The sequence below is a fragment of the Amycolatopsis sp. FBCC-B4732 genome (assembly GCF_023008405.1).
Classification (GTDB): Bacteria; Actinomycetota; Actinomycetes; order Mycobacteriales; family Pseudonocardiaceae; genus Amycolatopsis; species Amycolatopsis pretoriensis_A.
This window is the reverse complement of the sequence record NZ_CP095376.1, coordinates 7,684,111-7,701,674: the sequence shown is the minus strand read 5'-3', so window position 1 is coordinate 7,701,674 and position 17,564 is coordinate 7,684,111. Positions and strand designations below refer to the sequence as shown.

The window sequence follows — 17,564 nt, the reverse complement described above, 5'->3', positions numbered from 1 at the left end:
CGCGCTGCGCCGCCGGAATGCCGTCGGGGACCTCCCCGCGAGGTGCCGCCAGCGACAATTCGGTGCGCGCGAGGGAATGCCAGGTATGACGGACCAGACCGGAGGCGACCAGCCGCAGAAGACCGTGGCTGAGTTGCTCGCCCAGCACGGTGCCCAGGCCGAAGGCGGCGGCCGGCGCCGTCGTCGGCGCGCGGCCGATGACGACGACGAACCCGGCACCCCCGAAGCCGCACCGGGCGTGACCGGATCGCACCGGCGTCCGGGCGTGAGCGACACCGGGCCGCAGGCGATCATCGACCGGGTGGCCTCGGAGGGCGCTCCGCCCCCGCCGCCCCCCGGCCGTCCCACCGGGCGCCGCCGCGCCGAACCGCCGCCCCCGCCGCCGCCCGCGCCCCGCGCGGTGCCGCAGGACTCCCAGCCGCTGCCCCGGCCGGTGCCGCCGCCCCCGGCGCGGCCCGCGCCCGGTGGCGCCGAGTCCGGCCAGTACCAGCGCCCGGTCCCGCCGCCGGAGTCGAGCCAGTACGTCCGGCCGCCGCAGGAGTCCGGCCAGTTCAGCCGCCCGGCCCCGCCGGAGCCGCCGCCCGCGGCACCGCGGCCGCCGGAGTCCGCGCAGCTGCCGGTGCCGCCGCGCGCGCCCCGGCGCCAGCCGCCGCCCCCGCAGCCGTCGCAGCAGCTGCCGGTCCCGCCGCCCGCCGCCGAGGAGACCCGCGGGGCCGTCCCGCCGGTCCGCCGCCGGCCGGGCCCGCCGCAGCCGTCCCAGCAGCTGCCGACGCCGCCGCAGCCCTCGCAGCAGCTCCCGGCATCGCCGCCACCGGCCGGCCCGCTGTCGGCCCGGCTGGACGGGCTCAACGGCACCCCGGACGCCGATATCGACGTCCCGCCCGGCCCGATGGCCAGCGGCACGTTCGCCACGCCGCCGGCCGCGCCCGGCCGGCCCCGCCGGGCCCCGAGCCGCCGTCCGCAGCCCCAGCCGGAGGCGTACACCGAGCAGTTCTCGGCGGTGCCCGACGACGAGCCGCCGTCGAAGAAGGGTGACGAGCCCTCCGCGCCCGGCCTCGCGAACTGGCGCAAGCGCCGGCAGAAGGAGCAGATGGAGGACACCGAGATCGGCGTGATGCCGGCGGTGCCCACCGACGCCCCCGGCGACGGCTACCCCGAGGACGACTTCGAGCCCGAAGGCTTCGCGCCGGAAGGCAGCGGCTACCAGGCCGCCTACGACGCCGGCCCGCCGACGGGCGCGTACCCGCCGCCGATGCCGTTCGCGCCCGGCGACCGCGCCTCGCGCGCGCCGATCCCGGACGACCTCGAGCCCTACGAGCGCGAGTTCGCCGACGGCTACCCGGCCGACGGCCCGGACTTCGAGCAGGACGACTACGCCTACGAGCAGGGCGAAGGCTACGAAGACGACGAGTACGACGACGCACCCGAGCCCGCCCCGGAACCGGCCGCCGTCGTCTCGCCCGGCAAGGCGTGGCTCGCGCTGGCCGGCCAGCTGGCGATGGGCGTGGTCGGCGGTGCCGCCGTCTGGCTCGGCTTCAACTGGCTGTGGGTGAACATCCCGGCCGCGGCACTGGTCGCGGCGCTGCTGGTGGTCGTCGCGCTGGTCTGGATCGTGCGGAAGATCCGCCGCGCCGAAGACCTGCAGACCACCGTGCTGGCCGTGCTGGTCGGCCTGGTGGTGACGGTGTCGCCCGCCGCGTTGCTGCTCGTCGGCCGCTGACGTCCGCCGCGGGGACGCGGTGATCCGCGTCCCCCTACCGGCCCGGCGCCTCCGGCTGCCCTCGGTGACGAGGCAGGATGGCGCGCGTGACAGACGAGAAGCCGGTGCCGGTGGGCCTGAGCACGGCGTCGGTGTGGCCCCTCAAAGCCGGTGCGGCCTTCGAACTGGCGGCCGAGCTCGGCTACGACGGCGTCGAGGTGATGGTCTGGGCCGACCCGGTCAGCCAGGACGTCTCGGCGCTGCGGCGCTGGTCGCGCCGCACCGGGGTGCCGGTGCTGTCGATCCACTCGCCGTCGCTGCTGATCACGCAGCGGATCTGGTCGCCGGACCCGGTGGTCCGGCTGCGGATGTCGGTCGACGCGGCGCTCGAACTCGGCGCCCGCACGGTCGTGGTGCACCCGCCGTTTCGCTGGCAACGCCGCTACGGCGACGCGTTCGGTGATCTCGTCGACGAGCTCGAAGAGTCGAGCGGCGTCGAAATCGCGGTGGAAAACATGTTCAAGGTGCGGCCGCCCGGCGGTTCGCGCACTTCCCGGGTGTCGGCATTCCGGCCGTCGATCGATCCGACGGACGTCGGGTTCCGGCACTACACGCTCGACCTGTCCCACACAGCGGCAGCCGGAATGGACGCGCTGGCGCTCGCGCAGCGAATGGGTGAAGGCCTCACGCACGTCCACTTGGCGGACGGCACCGGCGTCCCGAAGGACGAGCACCTGGTACCCGGAAGGGGTGGCCAGCCCTGCGCCGAACTCCTCGAGAAGCTGGTCAGCAGCGGTTTCGCCGGCCAGATCGTGCTGGAGATCAACACCCGGCACGCCGGCACGCCGGCCCAGCGGGTGCGTGATCTGGCGGAGGCGCTTTTGTTCGCGCGTTTCCACCTCGGGCAATGAACGAGCACGTTCTGACAGGACACGACTACTCCCGCCACCGTTTACGCCCGTTCAACCCGTAAAGTTCGGACCGTGAACCCGTCGCCCGCGTTGATCGTCCCCTTTCCGGATTCCCCGTTCGGCGCGGAGCGTTCGTGAGCGGATCGGACGGCACGGCCGTGTCCTTCGACACGGCGAGTGCGGCGCGGTCGCTGGGGGACGGCACCTTCACCGCGGTGCTGCGTGCGGAGTGGGCCATCGGCTCGCACCCGCACGGGGGTTTCCTGCTGGCCCTGCTGGCCAAGGCGGCGATCTCCGCCCTGCACGAACGCGGGGAGCCGCACGCGGAGCCCCTCGTCGTCAGCGCGGAGTTCCTGCACGCGCCGGCGCTGGGCCCGGTCCTGCTGCGCACGGACGTCCGCAAGGTCGGCCGCCGCGCGACGGTCGTCGAGGTCCGCCTGGAGCAGCGCGGCCGCAGCTGCGTCGAGGCGCGCGTGACGACCGGCCGGCTGCCGATGCGCCGCCCGGAGTGGACGGACGTCCCGGCGATGCCCGTGGAGCCGCCCCCGGGCGCGCTCGCGATGGCGGAGAGCACGGAGGGCCCGTTCAACCTGGCCAAGGGCTGCGAGGTCCGCCTGGACCCGGCGACGGCGGGCTACCTGGCCGGCCGCACGGACGAGCCACCCCGGATGCGGCTGTGGGTCCGCCCGCGGCACAGCCTGGTCGACCCGTACTTCACGCTGCTGGCGTCGGACGTGAACCCGCCGGTGGTGATGAACCTGGGCCGCATCGGCTGGGCCCCGACGGTGCAGCTGACGGCGCTGCTGCGCACGCGCCCGGCCCCGGGCTGGCTGCGGGTGGTGGTGGAGTCGAGGTCGGTGCACGAGTCGTGGTTCGACTCGGACGCGACGGTGGTGGACTCGCAGGGCCGGCTGGTCTGCCAGGCCCGGCAGCTGGGCCTGGCCCCGGCCCCGGGCGGCTGAGGACGTCCGGAGCCGTCGCGGGCGGGCCCAGCCCCCCCCCCAGCGAGCGGTCGAGCGCGGCGATGTCATGAACGACCCTTTCACGGCGTCTGGCGTGGTGAACGAGTCGTTCATGGCCCTTCGGACCGGCAGCTCGCCCCGGCACCGGCGGCCCGGGGCGGGTTTGGCACGCTTGAGCGCATGACGGTCATCGCGGTGCTGGGTGCGGGAAAGATCGGCGAGGCGTTGCTCTCGGGGCTGCTGCACGGCGGCCACCAGCCGGGCGACCTGCTCTTCACCGAGCGGTACCCGGCGCGTGTCGAAGAGCTCACCGCGCGGTACGGGATCCGCGGCGTCGAGGTCGAGGAGGCCGCCAAGCAGGCCGACATCCTGGTCGTCGCCGTGAAGCCGCAGGACATCGAGCCCGTGCTCGACGAGCTCGCGCCGCTGCTCGGGCCGTCGTCGCTCGTCGTGTCGCTGTGCGCGGGGCTGCCTACGTCGCTGTACGAGCGACGGCTCGCCGACGGGGTGCCGGTCGTGCGGGTCATGCCCAACACGCCGATGCTGGTCAACGAGGCCATGAGCGCCATCTCCGCCGGCCGGTACGCGACCGCGGAGCACCTCGCCGTCGTGCGGGACCTGCTCTCGCACGTCGGGAAGGTCGTCGAGGTGCCCGAGGGACAGCAGGACGCCGTCACGGCGTTGTCCGGGTCCGGGCCCGCCTACTTCTTCTTCCTGGTCGAGGCCATGATCGACGCCGGCATCCTGCTCGGCCTCCCGCGTGCGCTGGCCGGCCAGCTGATCATCCAGTCGGCCGTCGGGGCGGCGAAGATGCTCGCCGAGTCCGAGGAGCACCCGGTGCTGCTGCGCGAGGCCGTGACGTCGCCCGCGGGCACCACCATCAACGCCATCCGCGAGCTGGAGAAGCACGGCGTGCGCGCGGCCCTGCTCGACGCCATCGAAGCGGCGAAGGACCGGTCCGAGGAGCTGGGCAAGGCTCACGAAGGCTGACGCGGCCGCCAGCGGGACGCCCACGCGTCCAGCTCGACCAGCGTCCCGAACAGTGAACGGCCCTGCTCGGTGAGCGCGTAGCCGTCGCCGCTGTGGTCGGCCAGGTCCGCCTCGGCCAGTTCGCGCAGCCGCGTGGCCAGCACGCTCGACGAGACGCCGTCGCAGCGCTGCTGGAGCGTGCGGAACGTGAGCGCCGAGTCGCGCAGCTCCCAGAGGATCCGCAGCGCCCAGCGGCGGCCGAGCAGGTCGAGCAGTGCCATCACCGGGCGGCGGGTCGTCGAGCCGCGGACGGGGCGGCCCGGGAGTGGGGTCATCGTGCTTTCCTTTCCGAAGCGCCGATGTCAGCTTGCCGGTTATGCCTCTGAAATCGAAGCAGCCGCGGATCGCCCCGCTCGAACCGCCCTTCGACGCCGAGACCGCCGAAGCCCTCGAGCGGCTGGGCCCGCCGATCGCGCTGTTCCGCGTGTGGGCCCGCCGCCCGGCGCTGGCCAGGGGCGTCGCGAGCTGGGGGCGGTACTACTTCTCGCGGGACTCGGCGCTCACCGTCCGGCAGCGCGAGCTGGTCATCGACCGCACGACCGCGCTGTGCGGCGCCGGCTACGAATGGGGTGTGCACATCGCGGCCTTCGCGGCGAAGGCCGGGCTCGACGACGCCCAGGTCCGCTCGCTCGCCACCGGCGGCCCGGCCGACGGCTGCTGGGACGCGGGGGACCGCGCGGTGCTGACCGCCGTTGACGAGCTGCACGCCACCCACGACCTCGCCGACGGGACCTGGGCCGCGCTGGTGGCCGCCGTCGGCGAAGCCGGTCCGCTCGACCTCACGCTCGTCTGCGGCTGGTACCACGCGATTTCGTTCACCGTCCGGGCGCTCCGGCTACCCCTCGAACCGGGCACGACGGGCCCGGATTCGCCGTAATGGGCGATTCCGCGGGTCTTGCACGCGCGGGTGCCTGTGCGTTAGCGCAGGTAGGAGCCCATCTCGGTGACAGGCGTCGCATTAGTCCCACCAGTCCCGCTACTCTCGATAGAGCACGTGCGTGTCGATACCACAGGTGGGGAAGCCTCGTGGCGCGACACGTGTCGAAGGACGCGGTAAACATGTCGCCGAACAAGAAGGAGGATCTGCCGGCAGTCGGGCAGGTCCAGTTCCTGACGGTCGCCGAAGTGGCCACGCTGATGCGGGTCTCCAAGATGACCGTCTACCGTCTCGTGCACTCGGGTGAGCTGCCCGCCGTCAGGGTCGGGAAGTCCTTCCGGGTGCCGGAAAAAGCAGTGCACGAGTACCTCCAGGGCGCTTACTACGACGTGGGGTGATCCCCGTCGCGGCCGGCGGCACGTCGCCTTACGACGTGCCCGCCGACCGGCCCGCACCGGGTAACGGGTAACCTGGAAAACCGCTCGTGCCTGTGCGCTCCACCCGTTGGACGCTGCGCCGGGCAGCGTGACCGACGACGACCTAAGGAGCGCCCATGGGCTCTGTGATCAAGAAGCGCCGCAAGCGCATGTCGAAGAAGAAGCACCGCAAGCTGCTTCGCCGTACGCGCGTCCAGCGTCGTAAGGCCGGCAAGTAAACCCTGCCGAGCGTGACCGTGGCCCGTCCAGTCTCTGGACGGGCCACGTCCATGTGGTGGGCCGGTTCCCCCCGTTCGAGTGAGGCCTTCGTCGCTTTCCGGGGGAAAGCGGTTAATAGCACGTAAGACACCCCTGAGCTACCACTGATGAGCGGTAACATCTCAATGGTGTCCGCGCGATGCTTCCAGTGAGTGCAGGCCCGCGCACTTCGGGTGATCGTCCACCCCCACCACGCCCTACGCCGCAGGGAGTCGCATGCCGTCGAACATCGTGCTCGTCACCGGGGTCGCCGGCGAACTGGGCGGGAAACTGCTCGCCCGGCTGGGCAACAACCCCGATTTCGAGCGGGTCATCGGCGTCGACACGGTCCCGCCGGACAAGACGGTCCTGCAGCGCATGGGCCACGCGGAGTTCGTCCGCGCGGACATCCGGAACCCGCTGATCGCCAAGGTGATCAGCACCGCCAGGGTCGACACCGTGGTGCACGCGTCCTGCACCGCGCACCCGGCCGGCCCGGGCCGCCGCACGGCGATCAAGGAAGTCAACGTCATCGGCACGATGCGGCTGCTCGCCGCGTGCCAGCGCTCGCCGCTCGTCCGCAAGCTGGTCGTCAAGTCGACCGCGGCGGTCTACGGCGCCGGCGCCCGCTCGCAGGCGGTGTTCACCGAGGACTCCGAGCTCATCCCGACGTCGACCAGCGGGTACGCGAAGGACGCCGTCGAGATGGAGGGCTACGTGCGCGGCCTCGTGCGCCGCCGCCCCGACATCACCACGACGCTGTTCCGCTTCGCCAACATCATCGGGCCGTCGACCGACACCGTCCTTTCGCGCTACTTCGCGCTGCCGGTGGTCCCGACGGTCTTCGGGTACGACGCCCGCATCCAGCTGCTGCACTCTTCGGACGCGCTGGCCGTGCTGGAACGAGCGACCCTGACCGACCGGCCCGGCGTCTTCAACGTCGGCTCGGACGGGGTACTCACGCTGTCGCAGGCGATCCGGCGAGCGGGCCGGGTCGAGCTGCCGATGCCGCGGACGGTGGTGCCGTCGGTCGGCAAGGTCCTGCGCGGCGCGCGGGTCGTGGACTTTTCCGCCGACCAGGTCCGGTTGCTGAACTTCGGCCGGGTCGTCGACATCACGAAGCTGAAGAACGAGTTCGGGTACACCCCGCGGTGGACCACGCGAGAGGCGTTCGACGACTACATCGTCGGACGCGGGCTCCGGCCGGTGCTCGACGGCGCCAAGCTGGCGGGCCTGGCCGGGAAGGTGCTCGTCGCCGCTGCGACGGGGCAGAGCCGGTGAACAGGCCCTCCGGGGGTCCGGGTGGCGGAGCCCCCGGCGCGGAGCGAAGCTCCGCTTGGCACAGCAGACCGCACGACTCGGGCGACTTCGGAAGCGAGGCGGAGACAGTGGGCGGTGCCGAGGCGCAGGTCATCCCCCTGCACGGACCGGGCCGGGCGAAGCCGGGAGCCCCGGCGGACCTCCGTGAGGAGGCGGCCGCACCGGTCGTCGCCTTCCCGGGCGCCGGGAAGGAATCCCCGGAGGAGCCCCTTTCGGCCGCCGCGCGCTCGGCGCTCGGCTTCATCCGCGACCGGCTGACCGGCGACTACACGGTCGACGAGTTCGGCTTCGACGCCGAGCTGACCGACGCGGTGTTCCTGCCGCCGCTGCGCGCGCTGTACAAGAACTGGTTCCGCGTCGAGACGCACGGCGTCGAGAACCTCCCGGCCTCCGGCGGCGCGCTGCTGGTGTCCAACCACTCCGGCACGGTGCCGCTCGACTCGCTGATGACGGCGGTCGCGGTCCACGACGAGACCGGCGGCCGTCACCTGCGCGGACTGGGCGCCGACCTGGTGTTCCAGGTGCCGCTGGTGGGGTCGTTCGCGCGCAAGTCCGGCCAGACGCTGGCCTGCAACGAGGACGCCGAACGCCTGCTGCGCAAGGGCGAGCTGGTCGGGGTGTGGCCGGAGGGCTTCAAGGGCATCGGCAAGCCGTTCTCGTCCCGCTACAAGCTGCAGCGCTTCGGCCGCGGCGGTTTCGTGTCGGCCGCGCTGCGCGCCGGCGTGCCGATCATCCCGGTGTCGGTGATCGGCGCCGAGGAGATCTACCCGAAGCTGGGCGACATCAAGATCCTCGCGCGGATGTTCGGGCTGCCGTACTTCCCGGTGACGCCGCTCTTCCCGCACTTCGGCCTGCTGGGCGCCCTCCCGCTGCCGACGAAGTGGAGCATCGAGTTCGGCGAGCCGATCCGCACCGACGAGTTCGAGCCGGAGGCGGTGGAGGACCCGATGCTGGTGTTCCAGCTGACCGACCAGGTCCGCGAGTCGATCCAGCAGACGCTGTACCAGCGCCTTTCCCAGCGGAAGTCGGTCTTCCGCGGCTGAGGACCTTGCACCGGGATCAGCGGCGGCGGTAGGCCATGCCCGCCGCCACCGCACCCGCCAAAGCTCCCGCGCCCAGCACTGACGGCACGCCGATCTTCGCCGCCTTGCGGCCGGTGCGGAAGTCGCGGATCTCCCAGCCGCGGGCGCGGGCCACGTCGCGCAGGCCGCCGTCCGGGTTGACCGCCACCGCCGTGCCCACCGCCGACAGCATCGGGATGTCGTTGGCCGAGTCCGAATACGCCGTGCAGCGCTTGAGGTTCAGGCCCTCGCGGGACGCCAGCGCCCGCACCGCGTGCGCCTTCGCGCGGCCGTGCAGCAGGTCGCCCACCAAGCGTCCCGTGTAGACACCGTCACGCGTCTCCGCGACCGTGCCCAGCGCGCCGGTGAGGCCGAGCCGGCGGGAGATGATCGCCGCCAGCTCGATCGGGGTCGCCGTGACCAGCCAGACGCGCTGGCCGGCGTCCAGGTGCATCTGGGCCAGCGCGCGGGTGCCGGACCAGATCTTGTCCGCCATCAGCTCGTCGTAGATCTCTTCGCTGATCGACGTCAGCTCCGCCACCGTGCGGCCGGCCACAAAGGACAGTGCGCGCTCGCGGTGGGTCTTGATGTCTTCCTTGTTCTCGCGGCCGCCGAGCCGGAACTTGATCTGGCCCCAGACGAACCCGGCCAGGTCGGCTGAGGTGAAGAACTTGCGCGCGGCGAGCCCGCGGGCGAAGTAGAAGATCGACGCGCCCATCATCATCGTGTTGTCCACGTCGAAGAACGCCGCCGCGGTCAGGTCCGGCGGTGCGGGCGGCGAGGGGGGTTCGGAAACCACTCGGGCGTGGGCGGCCTCGGCCGACGCCTCGCCCGCGAGCGCGGCGAGCCGTTCCAGCTCCTGACTCTTATCCCTGCCACGCCACGCTGACACGCACACCGCCTCCACGTCACGTCTGCCCACGTCCGGGTCCTTCGCACAGCGTAGCGATCCGCCCACCGCCCCGTCGCAGGTGTGGCCCGGACCTCAGCCGATCACGATCGGCGGCAGGCCCGGCAGCAACGGCGGGATCGAAACCAGCGGCGGCGTCGACGTCGCCGGGGTGGTCGACGGCGGCCGCGTGCTCGTCGTCGGGCCGCTGTACACCGGCGGGGGCGTCACGCCGCCGGTCGGGGCCGGGATGCCCGGGGTGGCCGCCGCGTCCGAAGGCGGCAGCTGCGTGCCCGTCGCGAGCGGTGCGGTGCTTTCGCCCGGCACCGACGACGACGGCCCGGACGACGGCTGCTCGCCCGCGGCCGGGGCCGGCCGGGCCGTGCACTCGCCGGTCGCCGGGAGCAGCCCCAGCTCGTCGGACGTGCCGGTGGTGATCTCGTAGCAGTTCAGCCGCGCCACCAGCCCGCTCGTGCGCTCCTGGACCTTGCCCAGCAGGTCGCGGACGTCGCCGAACACCGGCGTCGCGTCGGCCGGGAGCGGCTGCGAGGTCAGCCGCGCCGCCTGGTTGCGCGCCCACAGCCGGACGTCGGCGAGTGCCTGCGCCCCGCCGCCGTCGCTGGTGGCCACCGTGGCCAGCTGGGCGACGCCCGCCTTCAGGTCGGCGGCGAAGTCGTCGTAGGCGGTCCGGTAGTCGGCCTGGCTCGCGTCTTCCCTGGCCAGCTCGCCGAGCTCGGTGATCCGGTTGGTGGCGAACTCCAGGTGCTTCTGCGCCTTGGCCTGGTCGCCGAACGTCAGGCCCAGCGCCGTCGACTCCCCGGCGCGCTTCACGCTGTACAGCGCGTCACCGGGCAACGCGCTCCGGGACAGCACCAGCGTCAGGCCCGAGAGGACCAGGACCAGGAAGAGCGCGGCGGCCACCAGGTCGGCGGTCCGCGGCCGCCACCTCCGACGCGGGGTGGCCGCCGCCGTCTCCAGGCGGCCCGCGATCTCCGCGCGGATCCGCTGCCGGGTTTCCAGGTCGGGCGCCCCGGCCGCACCGAGGTCGCGCAGCGCGCCGACGAGAACCAGTTCGTCGGCGAACTCGCCGTCCCGGCGTACCGGGGACGGCTCCAGGGCACGCGCGAACCGGTCGATCTCGGCTCGCTCACGCGCAAACCTCACTGCGCAGCTCCATCCGGGCCATGGCCGGTCCTGACACCGGTCTGGCAGGAGTAACGATTAAGAAGGTGCCGGGGTTACCGGTTCCGGTCGACGGACCGGAAAGTTCGCGGGATCAGCGCAATCCGGTGGGCAGAAGTTGTGCCAATCGGCGTACCGCCCGGTGCTGGAGCGCCTTGATCGCACCCTCGTTGCGGTTCATGATCGCGGCCGTCTCCGCCACCGACAGGCCCTGCAGGAACCGCAGGATGATGCATTCCCGCTGGTCGTCGCCCAGTTCCGCGACGCAGCGCAGCAGCTCGGCGCGGGTCGCGCGGGTGATGGCCTCCTGCTCGGGGCCCGCCTGCGCGGTCGCGCCGACGCTGAACGGCGCCGAGCCGGGCTCGGTCACCTCGTCGGTGACGACCTCGAGCTTGAACCGGCTCGACTTCACGTGGTCGAGCACGAGGTTGCGGGCGATGGTGACGAACCAGGCGCCGACGTCACGCCCCTGGTAGCTCACCGACGTGATCCGGCGCAGCGCGCGCAGGAACGTCTCGCTGGTGACGTCTTCGGCCAGGTCGCGGTCGCCGAGCCGGAACAGCACGTACCGGTAGACGACGTCGACGTAGCGGTCGTAGAGGCGGCCGAAGGCGGACGTGTCGCCGTCCTGCGCGGCGCGCACGAGCTCCCACGCCTCGGCCTTCGCGGCCTCGGCGCGTTCGTCGTCGGACGCCTGCCTGCTCACCGGCACCGTCGAGGATCGGCCGAACACGCGCTCGGCGAACATGAAGACGGGCCCGCGGCTCACGGCGGTCGGCACGGTCATCGGGCGGCACCTCCGGCGGCGAAGCTGGCCCTGCGAGCCACGGTACCCCCGGAACCCGGACGAGCAGGGGCCTGCCGGCTCGCGTGCCCCACGACTTCGTGGGCAAGCAAGTTCGTCACGGCGACTCCCTCTCTCCGGTCGCGGCGGTGATCAACACCACCCCGCGACGCAGTGCAGCATACGTGTAGTTACCGCGAAGTAGGTAGTGGCTCCGGGGTTGCGTAGAAGCGACGCTCGCGGTCAGCACCCATGACGTCGCTCCGAATGACAGACTTGCAACGCTTTGGCCGGGATCGGAGAAAGGCGGGCCGCGGGTGAGTGCTCCAGAGGGGACGACGTCGGGTGTCGGTGGGCTGCTCTCGCGGGCCGCGGCCACGTGGCCGGACCACCCGGCCGTGCGCGAAACCGGAACCGGCCGCGTCCTGACCCACCGGCAGCTCGAAGCCGCCGCCCAGGTCCAGGCCCAGGTGCTCGCGGACGCGGGGGTCGAGCCCGGCGACCCGGTCGCGCTGCGGCTGCCGACGTCGGCCGACTTCGCGGTCGCGTTCTTCGGCGCGCTGCGCGCGGGCGCGGTCGTCGTGCCGCTGTCGCCGCAGGTGCCCGGCCCGGAACTCGGGAAGCTGATCGAGCACAGCGGTGCCAAGGTTGTCATCCAGCGCGACGCCGAAGCGGAATTGCCGGCCGGGGTGAGCGGGCTCACGCCGCCGGGTGGCCCGGATGGAGTAGTCGAATTCGTCGATGCCGGCCGGGCCGGTGAGGACATCGCGGTCGTTTCCTACACCTCGGGCACCACCGGGCCGCCGCGCGGCGTGATGCTCTCGCACCGCGCGCTGCTGGCGAACCTGGAGCAGATCAGCGGCGTCGAAGGCGTCCTGGAGCACGACGACCGCGTGCTGCTCACCATCCCGCTCTTCCACGTCTACGGCCTCGGGCCCGGCCTGCTGCAGGCCGTCGCCGTCGGCGCGACCGCCGTCCTGTCGGAGCGCTTCGAGGCGCAGCGCACCCTGGCCGACTGCGCCGAACTCGGCGTCACCACGATCACCGGTGTCCCGACCATGTACGCCGAGTTCGCCGCGCTCGGCGCCGACGAACTGCGCCAGGGCCTGGCCACCGTCCGGCGGATGACCTCGGGCGCCGCACCGCTGCACCCGAAGGTGCTGGGCGCGATCCGCGAGGCGACCGGCCTCGACGTCTTCGAGGGCTACGGCCTCACCGAATGCGCGCCGGTGGTGACGTCGACGCTGGTCACGGGCTACCCGAAGCCGGGCTCCGTCGGGCGGCCGCTGCCCGGGATCGAGCTGCGGCTGGTCGACAGCGACGGCACCGACCAGGCCGTGCCGCTCGACCCGGATGACGTCGACGACGTCTTCGAGGCCGAGGGCGAGACCGGGCTGGTGTCGATCCGCGGCGCGAACCTCTTCTCCGGCTACTGGCCCGACGGCGAGCACGGGCCCGACGCCGAGGGCTGGTTCCGCACCGGTGATGTCGGCTACCTCGACGTCGACGGCGACCTGCACCTGGTCGACCGGGCCAACGACCTGATCATCGTCAACGGCTTCAACGTCTTCCCGCGCGAGGTCGAGGAGGTCATCGGGCAGCTGCCGGAGGTGGCCGAGGCCGCGGTCGTCGGGGTCGTCGACGAGCGCAGCGGCGAAGCGGTGAAGGCGTTCGTGGTGCCAGCGGCCGGCGCGGCGCTGTCCGAGCAGCAGGTCGTCGACCACTGCGCGGGCCACCTGGCCGGGTACAAGGTGCCGCACCTGGTCGAGTTCGCCGAGTCGCTGCCGCACTCGGCCACCGGGAAGCTGCGCCGCCTGCGGCTGCGGTAAGAAAGACGCCATGGCGCACGAAGTGACGGTCATGGGCCGCGAGGGCTGCCACCTCTGCGAGGTCGCGGAGGCCGAGGTCGCGCGGATCTGCGGAGAGCTCGGCGTCGGCTGGCGGGCCGAGGACGTCGACACGGACCCGGAGTGGCGCGCGGAGTACGGCGACCGCGTCCCGGTGATCCTGGTCGACGGCGCCGAGCACGGCTACTGGCGCGTCGAAGAGGACCGCCTGCGGCGCGCGCTGGCCTGAGCCGTAACACGTCCGTAAGCGCTTCCGAGCAGCCTCTTCACGCTTCTGCTCCGAAGATGGAGGCGTGAGCACTCTGCAGGACGCGCCCCCGGAGACGCGCCGGCTTCCGCTGCCGGTCGCGACCCTGATCGGGATCCTCGCGCTGGCCGCCGCGCTCGGCGTGGGACACCTCGTCGCGGGCTTCGTCGGCTACACGGCTTCGCCGTTCATCGCGGTGGCCAACTACGTCATCGACCACAGCCCCACCGGCATCGTGAAGTGGGCCGAGCGGACGCTGGGCACCTGGGACAAGCCGGTGCTCAAGCTCGGGCTCGCCGTGGTGCTGGTGCTGTTCGCGCTGCTGGCCGGGCAGCTTTCGCGCCGGACGCCGCGGGCCGGGCAGATCCTGGTCTTCGTGCTCGGCGCGGCCGGCGTCGCCGCCGTCTACGCGCGCTCCGACCTCGGGCAGGTCTCGCTGCTCGCGCCGGTCGCGGCGCTGGTCGCCGGTCTCGCGGTGTTCACCTGGCTGCACCGGACCGCACTTTCACGTGAAAGTGCGCACCAGGGGGCCGCACTTTCACGTGAAAGTGCGGGGGCGTCGCGGCGGAAGTTTCTGCGCGCCGGGGTGGGCGTGGTCGCGGGCTCGGGCGTCGCGGCGGTCGTCGGCCAGGTGGCCGGGACCAGCTCGAACGCCGAGGACTCCCGGGCCGCCGTCGGCCCGCTCGTGCCGGCGCGCACCGCGCCGCCGCTGCCCGCGGACGCCGACTTCGCGAAGCTGGGCTCACCGCCGTTCATCACGCCGAACGGCGACTTCTACCGCATCGACACCGCGCTGGTCGTACCGCAGATCCGGACCGAGGACTGGAGCCTGCGCATCCACGGGCTGGTCGACCGCGAGGTGACGTTCTCCTACGCCGACATCCGCAGCCGCCCGCTGGTCGAACGCCGGGTGACGCTGACGTGCGTGTCCAACGAGGTCGGCGGCCAGCTGATCTCGAACGCCAGCTGGATCGGCGTCGACCTGGTGGACCTGCTGGACCAGGCGGGCGTGCAGGCGGGCGCGGAGCAGATGTTCGCCACCAGCGTCGACGGCTGGACGTGCGGCACCCCGGCGAACGTCGCCCTCGACCCCCAGCGCGGCGCGATGCTGGCGATCGGCATGAACGGCGAGCCGCTGCCGGTCGAGCACGGCTTCCCGGCGCGGATCGTGATCCCCGGCCTGTACGGGTACGTGTCGGCGACGAAGTGGGTCCAGTCGCTGGAGTTCACGAAGTGGAGCGACCGGCAGGCGTACTGGCTCAGCCGCGGCTGGGGCGAGCAGGCGCCGATCAAGACGGAGTCCCGCATCGACACGCCGACCGGGTTCGCCCGCGTGAGCGCCGGCAAGGTCCGCCTGGCGGGGACGGCGTGGGCGCAGCACACGGGCATCGCGAAGGTGGAGGTCCGCCTGGACCAGGGCGCCTGGCGCCCGGCGGAGCTGTCGGCGGAGGTGAGCAAGGACACCTGGCGGATGTGGTGGGCCGAGCTCGACGTGCCGGCGGGGACGCACCAGGCGTTCGTCCGGGCCACCGACCAGGACGGGTACACGCAGACGGAGAACCGCGCGGACCCGGTCCCGGACGGCGCGACCGGCTGGCACTCGGTGAGCCTCGACGCGAGTTGAGGGGCGGAAGTGCCTGCCCGGCAAGGATTCTGACGCCGTGTCATGATCGCGCGGCCCGTCCCAGCCCCCGGGAACCGCCTCCGACCAGTGACTTTGTGCGTGCGTTCACAAGTGGTCTACCGTATTGGCCATCGCCCCCGGGCGGTCCGGCATCGAACCGGACTCCGCGTCCTGGGTCAAGACACAGTTCGGCACGGCCGTGGCGATGGCCGCCGGGTGCACAGCGGGCAGGAGACGACGGGCGTGGTGACACAGCGGGGGAGGCGCGACGCGGCGGACTCCCCGGGCCGGGCGCCGCGACGGCCCCGTCGCCCGGGCACCCCGGACGCCGACAACGCCCCCACCGCCGAGATCCCGGCCGTCCCCGCCGGGCGCAACGGGGATGCCCCCGAGGCCGTCCGGGCGAAGTCGATCCCCGAAGCGGCCGTCGCGCGGCTCGCCGTCTACCTGCGGGTGCTGTCCGGTATGCGCGACCAGGGCGCGACGACGGTGTCGAGCGAAGAGCTGTCCCAAGCCGCGGGCGTGAATTCCGCGAAATTGCGCAAAGATCTCTCCTACCTCGGCTCTTACGGCACCCGCGGCGTCGGCTACGAAGTCGGCGTCCTGGTGAGCCAGATCGAGCGCATCCTCGGCCTGACCCGGCAGCACAAGGTGGCCGTGGTCGGGATCGGCAACCTGGGTCACGCGCTGGCCAACTACGGCGGCTTCCCGGGGCGCGGTTTCCCGGTCGAGGCCCTGTTCGACCTGGACGGGGACCTGATCGGCGTGCCGGTCGGCGGCCTCCCGGTGTCGCACATGGACGACATCCCGCGGATCTGCGCCGAGCGCGGCATCTCCATCGGCGTGATCGCCACCCCGCCCACCGCGGCGCAATCGGTGTGTGACCGCCTGGTCGCGGGCGGTGTCCAGTGCATCCTCAACTTCGCCCCGGTCGTGCTGCAGGTTCCTGCTCACATCGAGGTCCGCAAAGTGGATTTGGCCGTCGAGCTGCAGATACTCTCGTTCCATGTGGCCCGCCGCGCGGACGACGCCGCCGCCGCGGATCAGGGCAATTCCGGATTACGCCCCCACGGTGCGCCGTCCGAGAATGGGAACGGCAGGCGGAACGGCTCGGGTCCGGACGGCGGACGGGAAATGGTGGTGCGCTCATGAGCGTTTTGGCGGTCGGTCTCTCGCATCGCAGCGCGGAGCTGAGCACGCTCGAGCGCGTCGCGATCCCCGCGCCCGAGATCGGCAAGATCCTCGACGAGCTGCAGCAGGCCCAGCACGTCAGTGAGGTCATGCTCGTCTCGACGTGCAACCGCATCGAGGTCTACGCGGTCGTCGAGACGTTCCACGGCGGCCTCAACGACGTCTCCGACGTGCTCGCCCGCCAGGCCGGGATGGAGCCCGCCGAGCTCTACGACAGCCTGTACGTCCACTACGCCGGTGCCGCGATCGAGCACCTGTTCTCGGTCACCTCGGGCCTCGACTCGATGGTCGTCGGCGAGACGCAGATCCTCGGCCAGATCCGGTCCGCCTACGCCACCGCGCGCGAGGCCGGCACCGTCGGCCGCACGCTCCACGAGCTGATCCAGACGACGCTGCGCGTCGGCAAGCGCGTCCACACCGAGACCGGGCTGGACCAGCTCGGCGCGTCGGTCGTGTCCGAAGCGCTCGCCGCGGCCGGGGACGTCGCGGGCAAGCACGCCGTCATCGTCGGCGCCGGCTCGATGGGCGCGTTGAGCGCGTCGCAGCTGCGCAAGGCCGGGATCGGCGAGATCACCGTCGCCAACCGCACCGACGCCCGCGCCCGCCGGCTCGCCGCGAACGTCACCGAGCAGGGCGTGCCCGCCCGCGCGGTGCCGCTGTCCGGCGTGGCCGACGCGGTCCGCGACGCCGACGTCGTGATCTGCTGCACCGGCGCGCAGGACGCCGTCTTCGGCCCCGCCCACGTGCTGCCCCGCGGCGGCCGCGCCCTGGTCGTCTGCGACCTCGGCCTGCCCCGCGACGTCGACCCCGAGGTCGGCGAGCTCGCCGACGTCCGGGTGGTCGACCTGGCCACCGTCCAGCGCCGGATGCGCGAAGCCGGCACCCCGACCACCGAGCGTCAGACGGCGAAGGCGACCGGGATCGTCCTCGACGAGGTGCGCGACTACCTCGCCGGGCAGCGCAGCGCCGAGGTGACGCCGACCGTGACCGCGTTGCGCAAGCGCGCGGCCGAGGTCGTCGACGCCGAGCTGCTCCGGCTGGACAACCGGCTCCCCCAGCTGGACGGCGCCGTTCGCGAAGAGGTCGGCCGCACGGTCCGCCGGGTGGTCGACAAGCTGCTGCACGCGCCGACGGTGCGGGTCAAGCAGCTGGCCGCCGAGACGGCCGACACCGACTACGCGAACGCGTTGCGAGAACTGTTCTGCCTCGACCCGCAGGCACCGGCCGCCGTGGCGAGCCCGAAGCCCCCACCAGAGAAGAAGTAGTA

The 17,564-nt window shown here is 72.7% G+C and carries 18 protein-coding genes; 14 read left to right on the top strand and 4 right to left on the bottom strand.

Annotated features, from left to right (window positions below; all coding sequences use genetic code 11):
- The first annotated feature begins 85 nt into the window (after positions 1 to 85).
- The 4 genes from MUY14_RS34275 (at position 86) to proC (ending at position 4,562) form a co-directional block, all read left to right on the top strand.
- Positions 86 to 1,720 (top strand): hypothetical protein, encoded by a 1,635-nt coding sequence (locus tag MUY14_RS34275; RefSeq protein ID WP_247015415.1) that lies wholly within the window; start codon positions 86 to 88, stop codon positions 1,718 to 1,720.
- 77 nt (positions 1,721 to 1,797) lie between these two features.
- Complete coding sequence (locus MUY14_RS34270) at positions 1,798 to 2,610, top strand: sugar phosphate isomerase/epimerase (RefSeq protein WP_247015413.1); 813 nt, start codon at positions 1,798 to 1,800, stop codon at positions 2,608 to 2,610.
- Positions 2,611 to 2,744: 134 nt separating this feature from the next.
- On the top strand, positions 2,745 to 3,572 hold the full coding sequence (locus MUY14_RS34265) for a thioesterase family protein (protein ID WP_247015411.1): 828 nt from the start codon (positions 2,745 to 2,747) through the stop codon (positions 3,570 to 3,572).
- A 180-nt stretch (positions 3,573 to 3,752) separates the two neighbouring features.
- Positions 3,753 to 4,562 carry a pyrroline-5-carboxylate reductase gene (gene proC, locus MUY14_RS34260; protein WP_247015409.1) on the top strand — a complete coding sequence of 270 codons (810 nt, stop codon included), beginning with the start codon at positions 3,753 to 3,755 and terminating at the stop codon, positions 4,560 to 4,562.
- On the opposite strand, the gene MUY14_RS34255 is transcribed toward proC, so the two are convergent.
- Positions 4,550 to 4,876: a helix-turn-helix domain-containing protein gene (locus MUY14_RS34255; RefSeq protein ID WP_247015407.1), complete on the bottom strand. Its 327-nt coding sequence runs from the start codon at positions 4,874 to 4,876 to the stop codon at positions 4,550 to 4,552. The two genes, proC and MUY14_RS34255, sit on opposite strands and share 13 nt — an antisense overlap.
- A 41-nt stretch (positions 4,877 to 4,917) precedes the next feature.
- Between MUY14_RS34255 and MUY14_RS34250 the strand changes: the two genes are divergently transcribed.
- From MUY14_RS34250 to MUY14_RS34230, 5 genes are all read left to right on the top strand, one after another.
- Positions 4,918 to 5,478 (top strand): carboxymuconolactone decarboxylase family protein, encoded by a 561-nt coding sequence (locus tag MUY14_RS34250; protein WP_247015405.1) that lies wholly within the window; start codon positions 4,918 to 4,920, stop codon positions 5,476 to 5,478.
- A gap of 182 nt (positions 5,479 to 5,660) precedes the next feature.
- On the top strand, positions 5,661 to 5,876 hold the full coding sequence (locus tag MUY14_RS34245; protein WP_013222402.1) for a helix-turn-helix domain-containing protein: 216 nt from the start codon (positions 5,661 to 5,663) through the stop codon (positions 5,874 to 5,876).
- 155 nt (positions 5,877 to 6,031) lie between these two features.
- Positions 6,032 to 6,133, top strand: coding sequence for a 30S ribosomal protein bS22 (locus MUY14_RS34240; protein ID WP_007030867.1), 102 nt, complete (start codon positions 6,032 to 6,034; stop codon positions 6,131 to 6,133).
- Between the two features lie 256 nt (positions 6,134 to 6,389).
- A complete protein-coding gene (locus MUY14_RS34235; RefSeq protein WP_247015403.1) occupies positions 6,390 to 7,433 on the top strand; it encodes an NAD-dependent epimerase/dehydratase family protein in 1,044 nt (347 codons plus the stop codon).
- Positions 7,434 to 7,540: 107 nt separating this feature from the next.
- The gene (locus MUY14_RS34230) at positions 7,541 to 8,515 is read left to right on the top strand and encodes a lysophospholipid acyltransferase family protein (RefSeq protein WP_247015401.1); all 975 of its coding nucleotides are present in this window, start codon (positions 7,541 to 7,543) and stop codon (positions 8,513 to 8,515) included.
- Positions 8,516 to 8,531: 16 nt separating this feature from the next.
- Here MUY14_RS34230 and MUY14_RS34225 read toward each other — a convergent pair whose 3' ends face one another.
- The 3 genes from MUY14_RS34225 to MUY14_RS34215 form a co-directional block, all read right to left on the bottom strand.
- Entirely contained in the window at positions 8,532 to 9,440 is a 909-nt protein-coding gene (locus MUY14_RS34225; protein WP_247025383.1) for an HAD family phosphatase, read from the bottom strand.
- A 78-nt stretch (positions 9,441 to 9,518) separates the two neighbouring features.
- Positions 9,519 to 10,586 carry a DUF5667 domain-containing protein gene (locus MUY14_RS34220; protein WP_247015399.1) on the bottom strand — a complete coding sequence of 356 codons (1,068 nt, stop codon included), beginning with the start codon at positions 10,584 to 10,586 and terminating at the stop codon, positions 9,519 to 9,521.
- Positions 10,587 to 10,698: 112 nt separating this feature from the next.
- Positions 10,699 to 11,391, bottom strand: a complete 693-nt coding sequence (locus MUY14_RS34215; RefSeq protein ID WP_247015397.1) for a sigma-70 family RNA polymerase sigma factor — start codon at positions 11,389 to 11,391, stop codon at positions 10,699 to 10,701.
- 314 nt (positions 11,392 to 11,705) lie between these two features.
- On the opposite strand from MUY14_RS34215, the gene MUY14_RS34210 reads away from it, so the two are divergent.
- From MUY14_RS34210 to MUY14_RS34190, 5 genes are all read left to right on the top strand, one after another.
- The gene (locus MUY14_RS34210; RefSeq protein WP_247015395.1) at positions 11,706 to 13,217 is read left to right on the top strand and encodes an AMP-binding protein; all 1,512 of its coding nucleotides are present in this window, start codon (positions 11,706 to 11,708) and stop codon (positions 13,215 to 13,217) included.
- Positions 13,218 to 13,227: 10 nt separating this feature from the next.
- Positions 13,228 to 13,464, top strand: a complete 237-nt coding sequence (locus tag MUY14_RS34205) for a glutaredoxin family protein (protein WP_247015393.1) — start codon at positions 13,228 to 13,230, stop codon at positions 13,462 to 13,464.
- Between the two features lie 64 nt (positions 13,465 to 13,528).
- The gene (locus tag MUY14_RS34200; RefSeq protein WP_247015391.1) at positions 13,529 to 15,106 is read left to right on the top strand and encodes a molybdopterin-dependent oxidoreductase; all 1,578 of its coding nucleotides are present in this window, start codon (positions 13,529 to 13,531) and stop codon (positions 15,104 to 15,106) included.
- Positions 15,107 to 15,349: 243 nt separating this feature from the next.
- Positions 15,350 to 16,258, top strand: a complete 909-nt coding sequence (locus MUY14_RS34195; RefSeq protein ID WP_247015389.1) for a redox-sensing transcriptional repressor Rex — start codon at positions 15,350 to 15,352, stop codon at positions 16,256 to 16,258.
- A complete protein-coding gene (locus MUY14_RS34190) occupies positions 16,255 to 17,562 on the top strand; it encodes a glutamyl-tRNA reductase (protein ID WP_247015387.1) in 1,308 nt (435 codons plus the stop codon). Before MUY14_RS34195 ends, MUY14_RS34190 begins: the two co-directional genes overlap by 4 nt.
- Positions 17,563 to 17,564 lie beyond the last annotated feature (2 nt).

What these genes read in the sequence shown, in the direction of transcription:
- MUY14_RS34275 (WP_247015415.1), top strand. Translation starts at nt 86, where the DNA reads ATGACGGACCAGACCGGAGGCGACCAGCCGCAGAAGACCGTGGCTGAG.
- MUY14_RS34270 (WP_247015413.1), top strand. Translation starts at nt 1,798, where the DNA reads ATGGCGCGCGTGACAGACGAGAAGCCGGTGCCGGTGGGCCTGAGCACG.
- proC (WP_247015409.1), top strand. Translation starts at nt 3,753, where the DNA reads ATGACGGTCATCGCGGTGCTGGGTGCGGGAAAGATCGGCGAGGCGTTG.
- MUY14_RS34255 (WP_247015407.1), bottom strand. Translation starts at nt 4,876, where the DNA reads ATGACCCCACTCCCGGGCCGCCCCGTCCGCGGCTCGACGACCCGCCGC.
- MUY14_RS34250 (WP_247015405.1), top strand. Translation starts at nt 4,918, where the DNA reads ATGCCTCTGAAATCGAAGCAGCCGCGGATCGCCCCGCTCGAACCGCCC.
- MUY14_RS34245 (WP_013222402.1), top strand. Translation starts at nt 5,661, where the DNA reads ATGTCGCCGAACAAGAAGGAGGATCTGCCGGCAGTCGGGCAGGTCCAG.
- MUY14_RS34240 (WP_007030867.1), top strand. Translation starts at nt 6,032, where the DNA reads ATGGGCTCTGTGATCAAGAAGCGCCGCAAGCGCATGTCGAAGAAGAAG.
- MUY14_RS34235 (WP_247015403.1), top strand. Translation starts at nt 6,390, where the DNA reads ATGCCGTCGAACATCGTGCTCGTCACCGGGGTCGCCGGCGAACTGGGC.
- MUY14_RS34215 (WP_247015397.1), bottom strand. Translation starts at nt 11,391, where the DNA reads ATGACCGTGCCGACCGCCGTGAGCCGCGGGCCCGTCTTCATGTTCGCC.
- MUY14_RS34205 (WP_247015393.1), top strand. Translation starts at nt 13,228, where the DNA reads ATGGCGCACGAAGTGACGGTCATGGGCCGCGAGGGCTGCCACCTCTGC.
- MUY14_RS34190 (WP_247015387.1), top strand. Translation starts at nt 16,255, where the DNA reads ATGAGCGTTTTGGCGGTCGGTCTCTCGCATCGCAGCGCGGAGCTGAGC.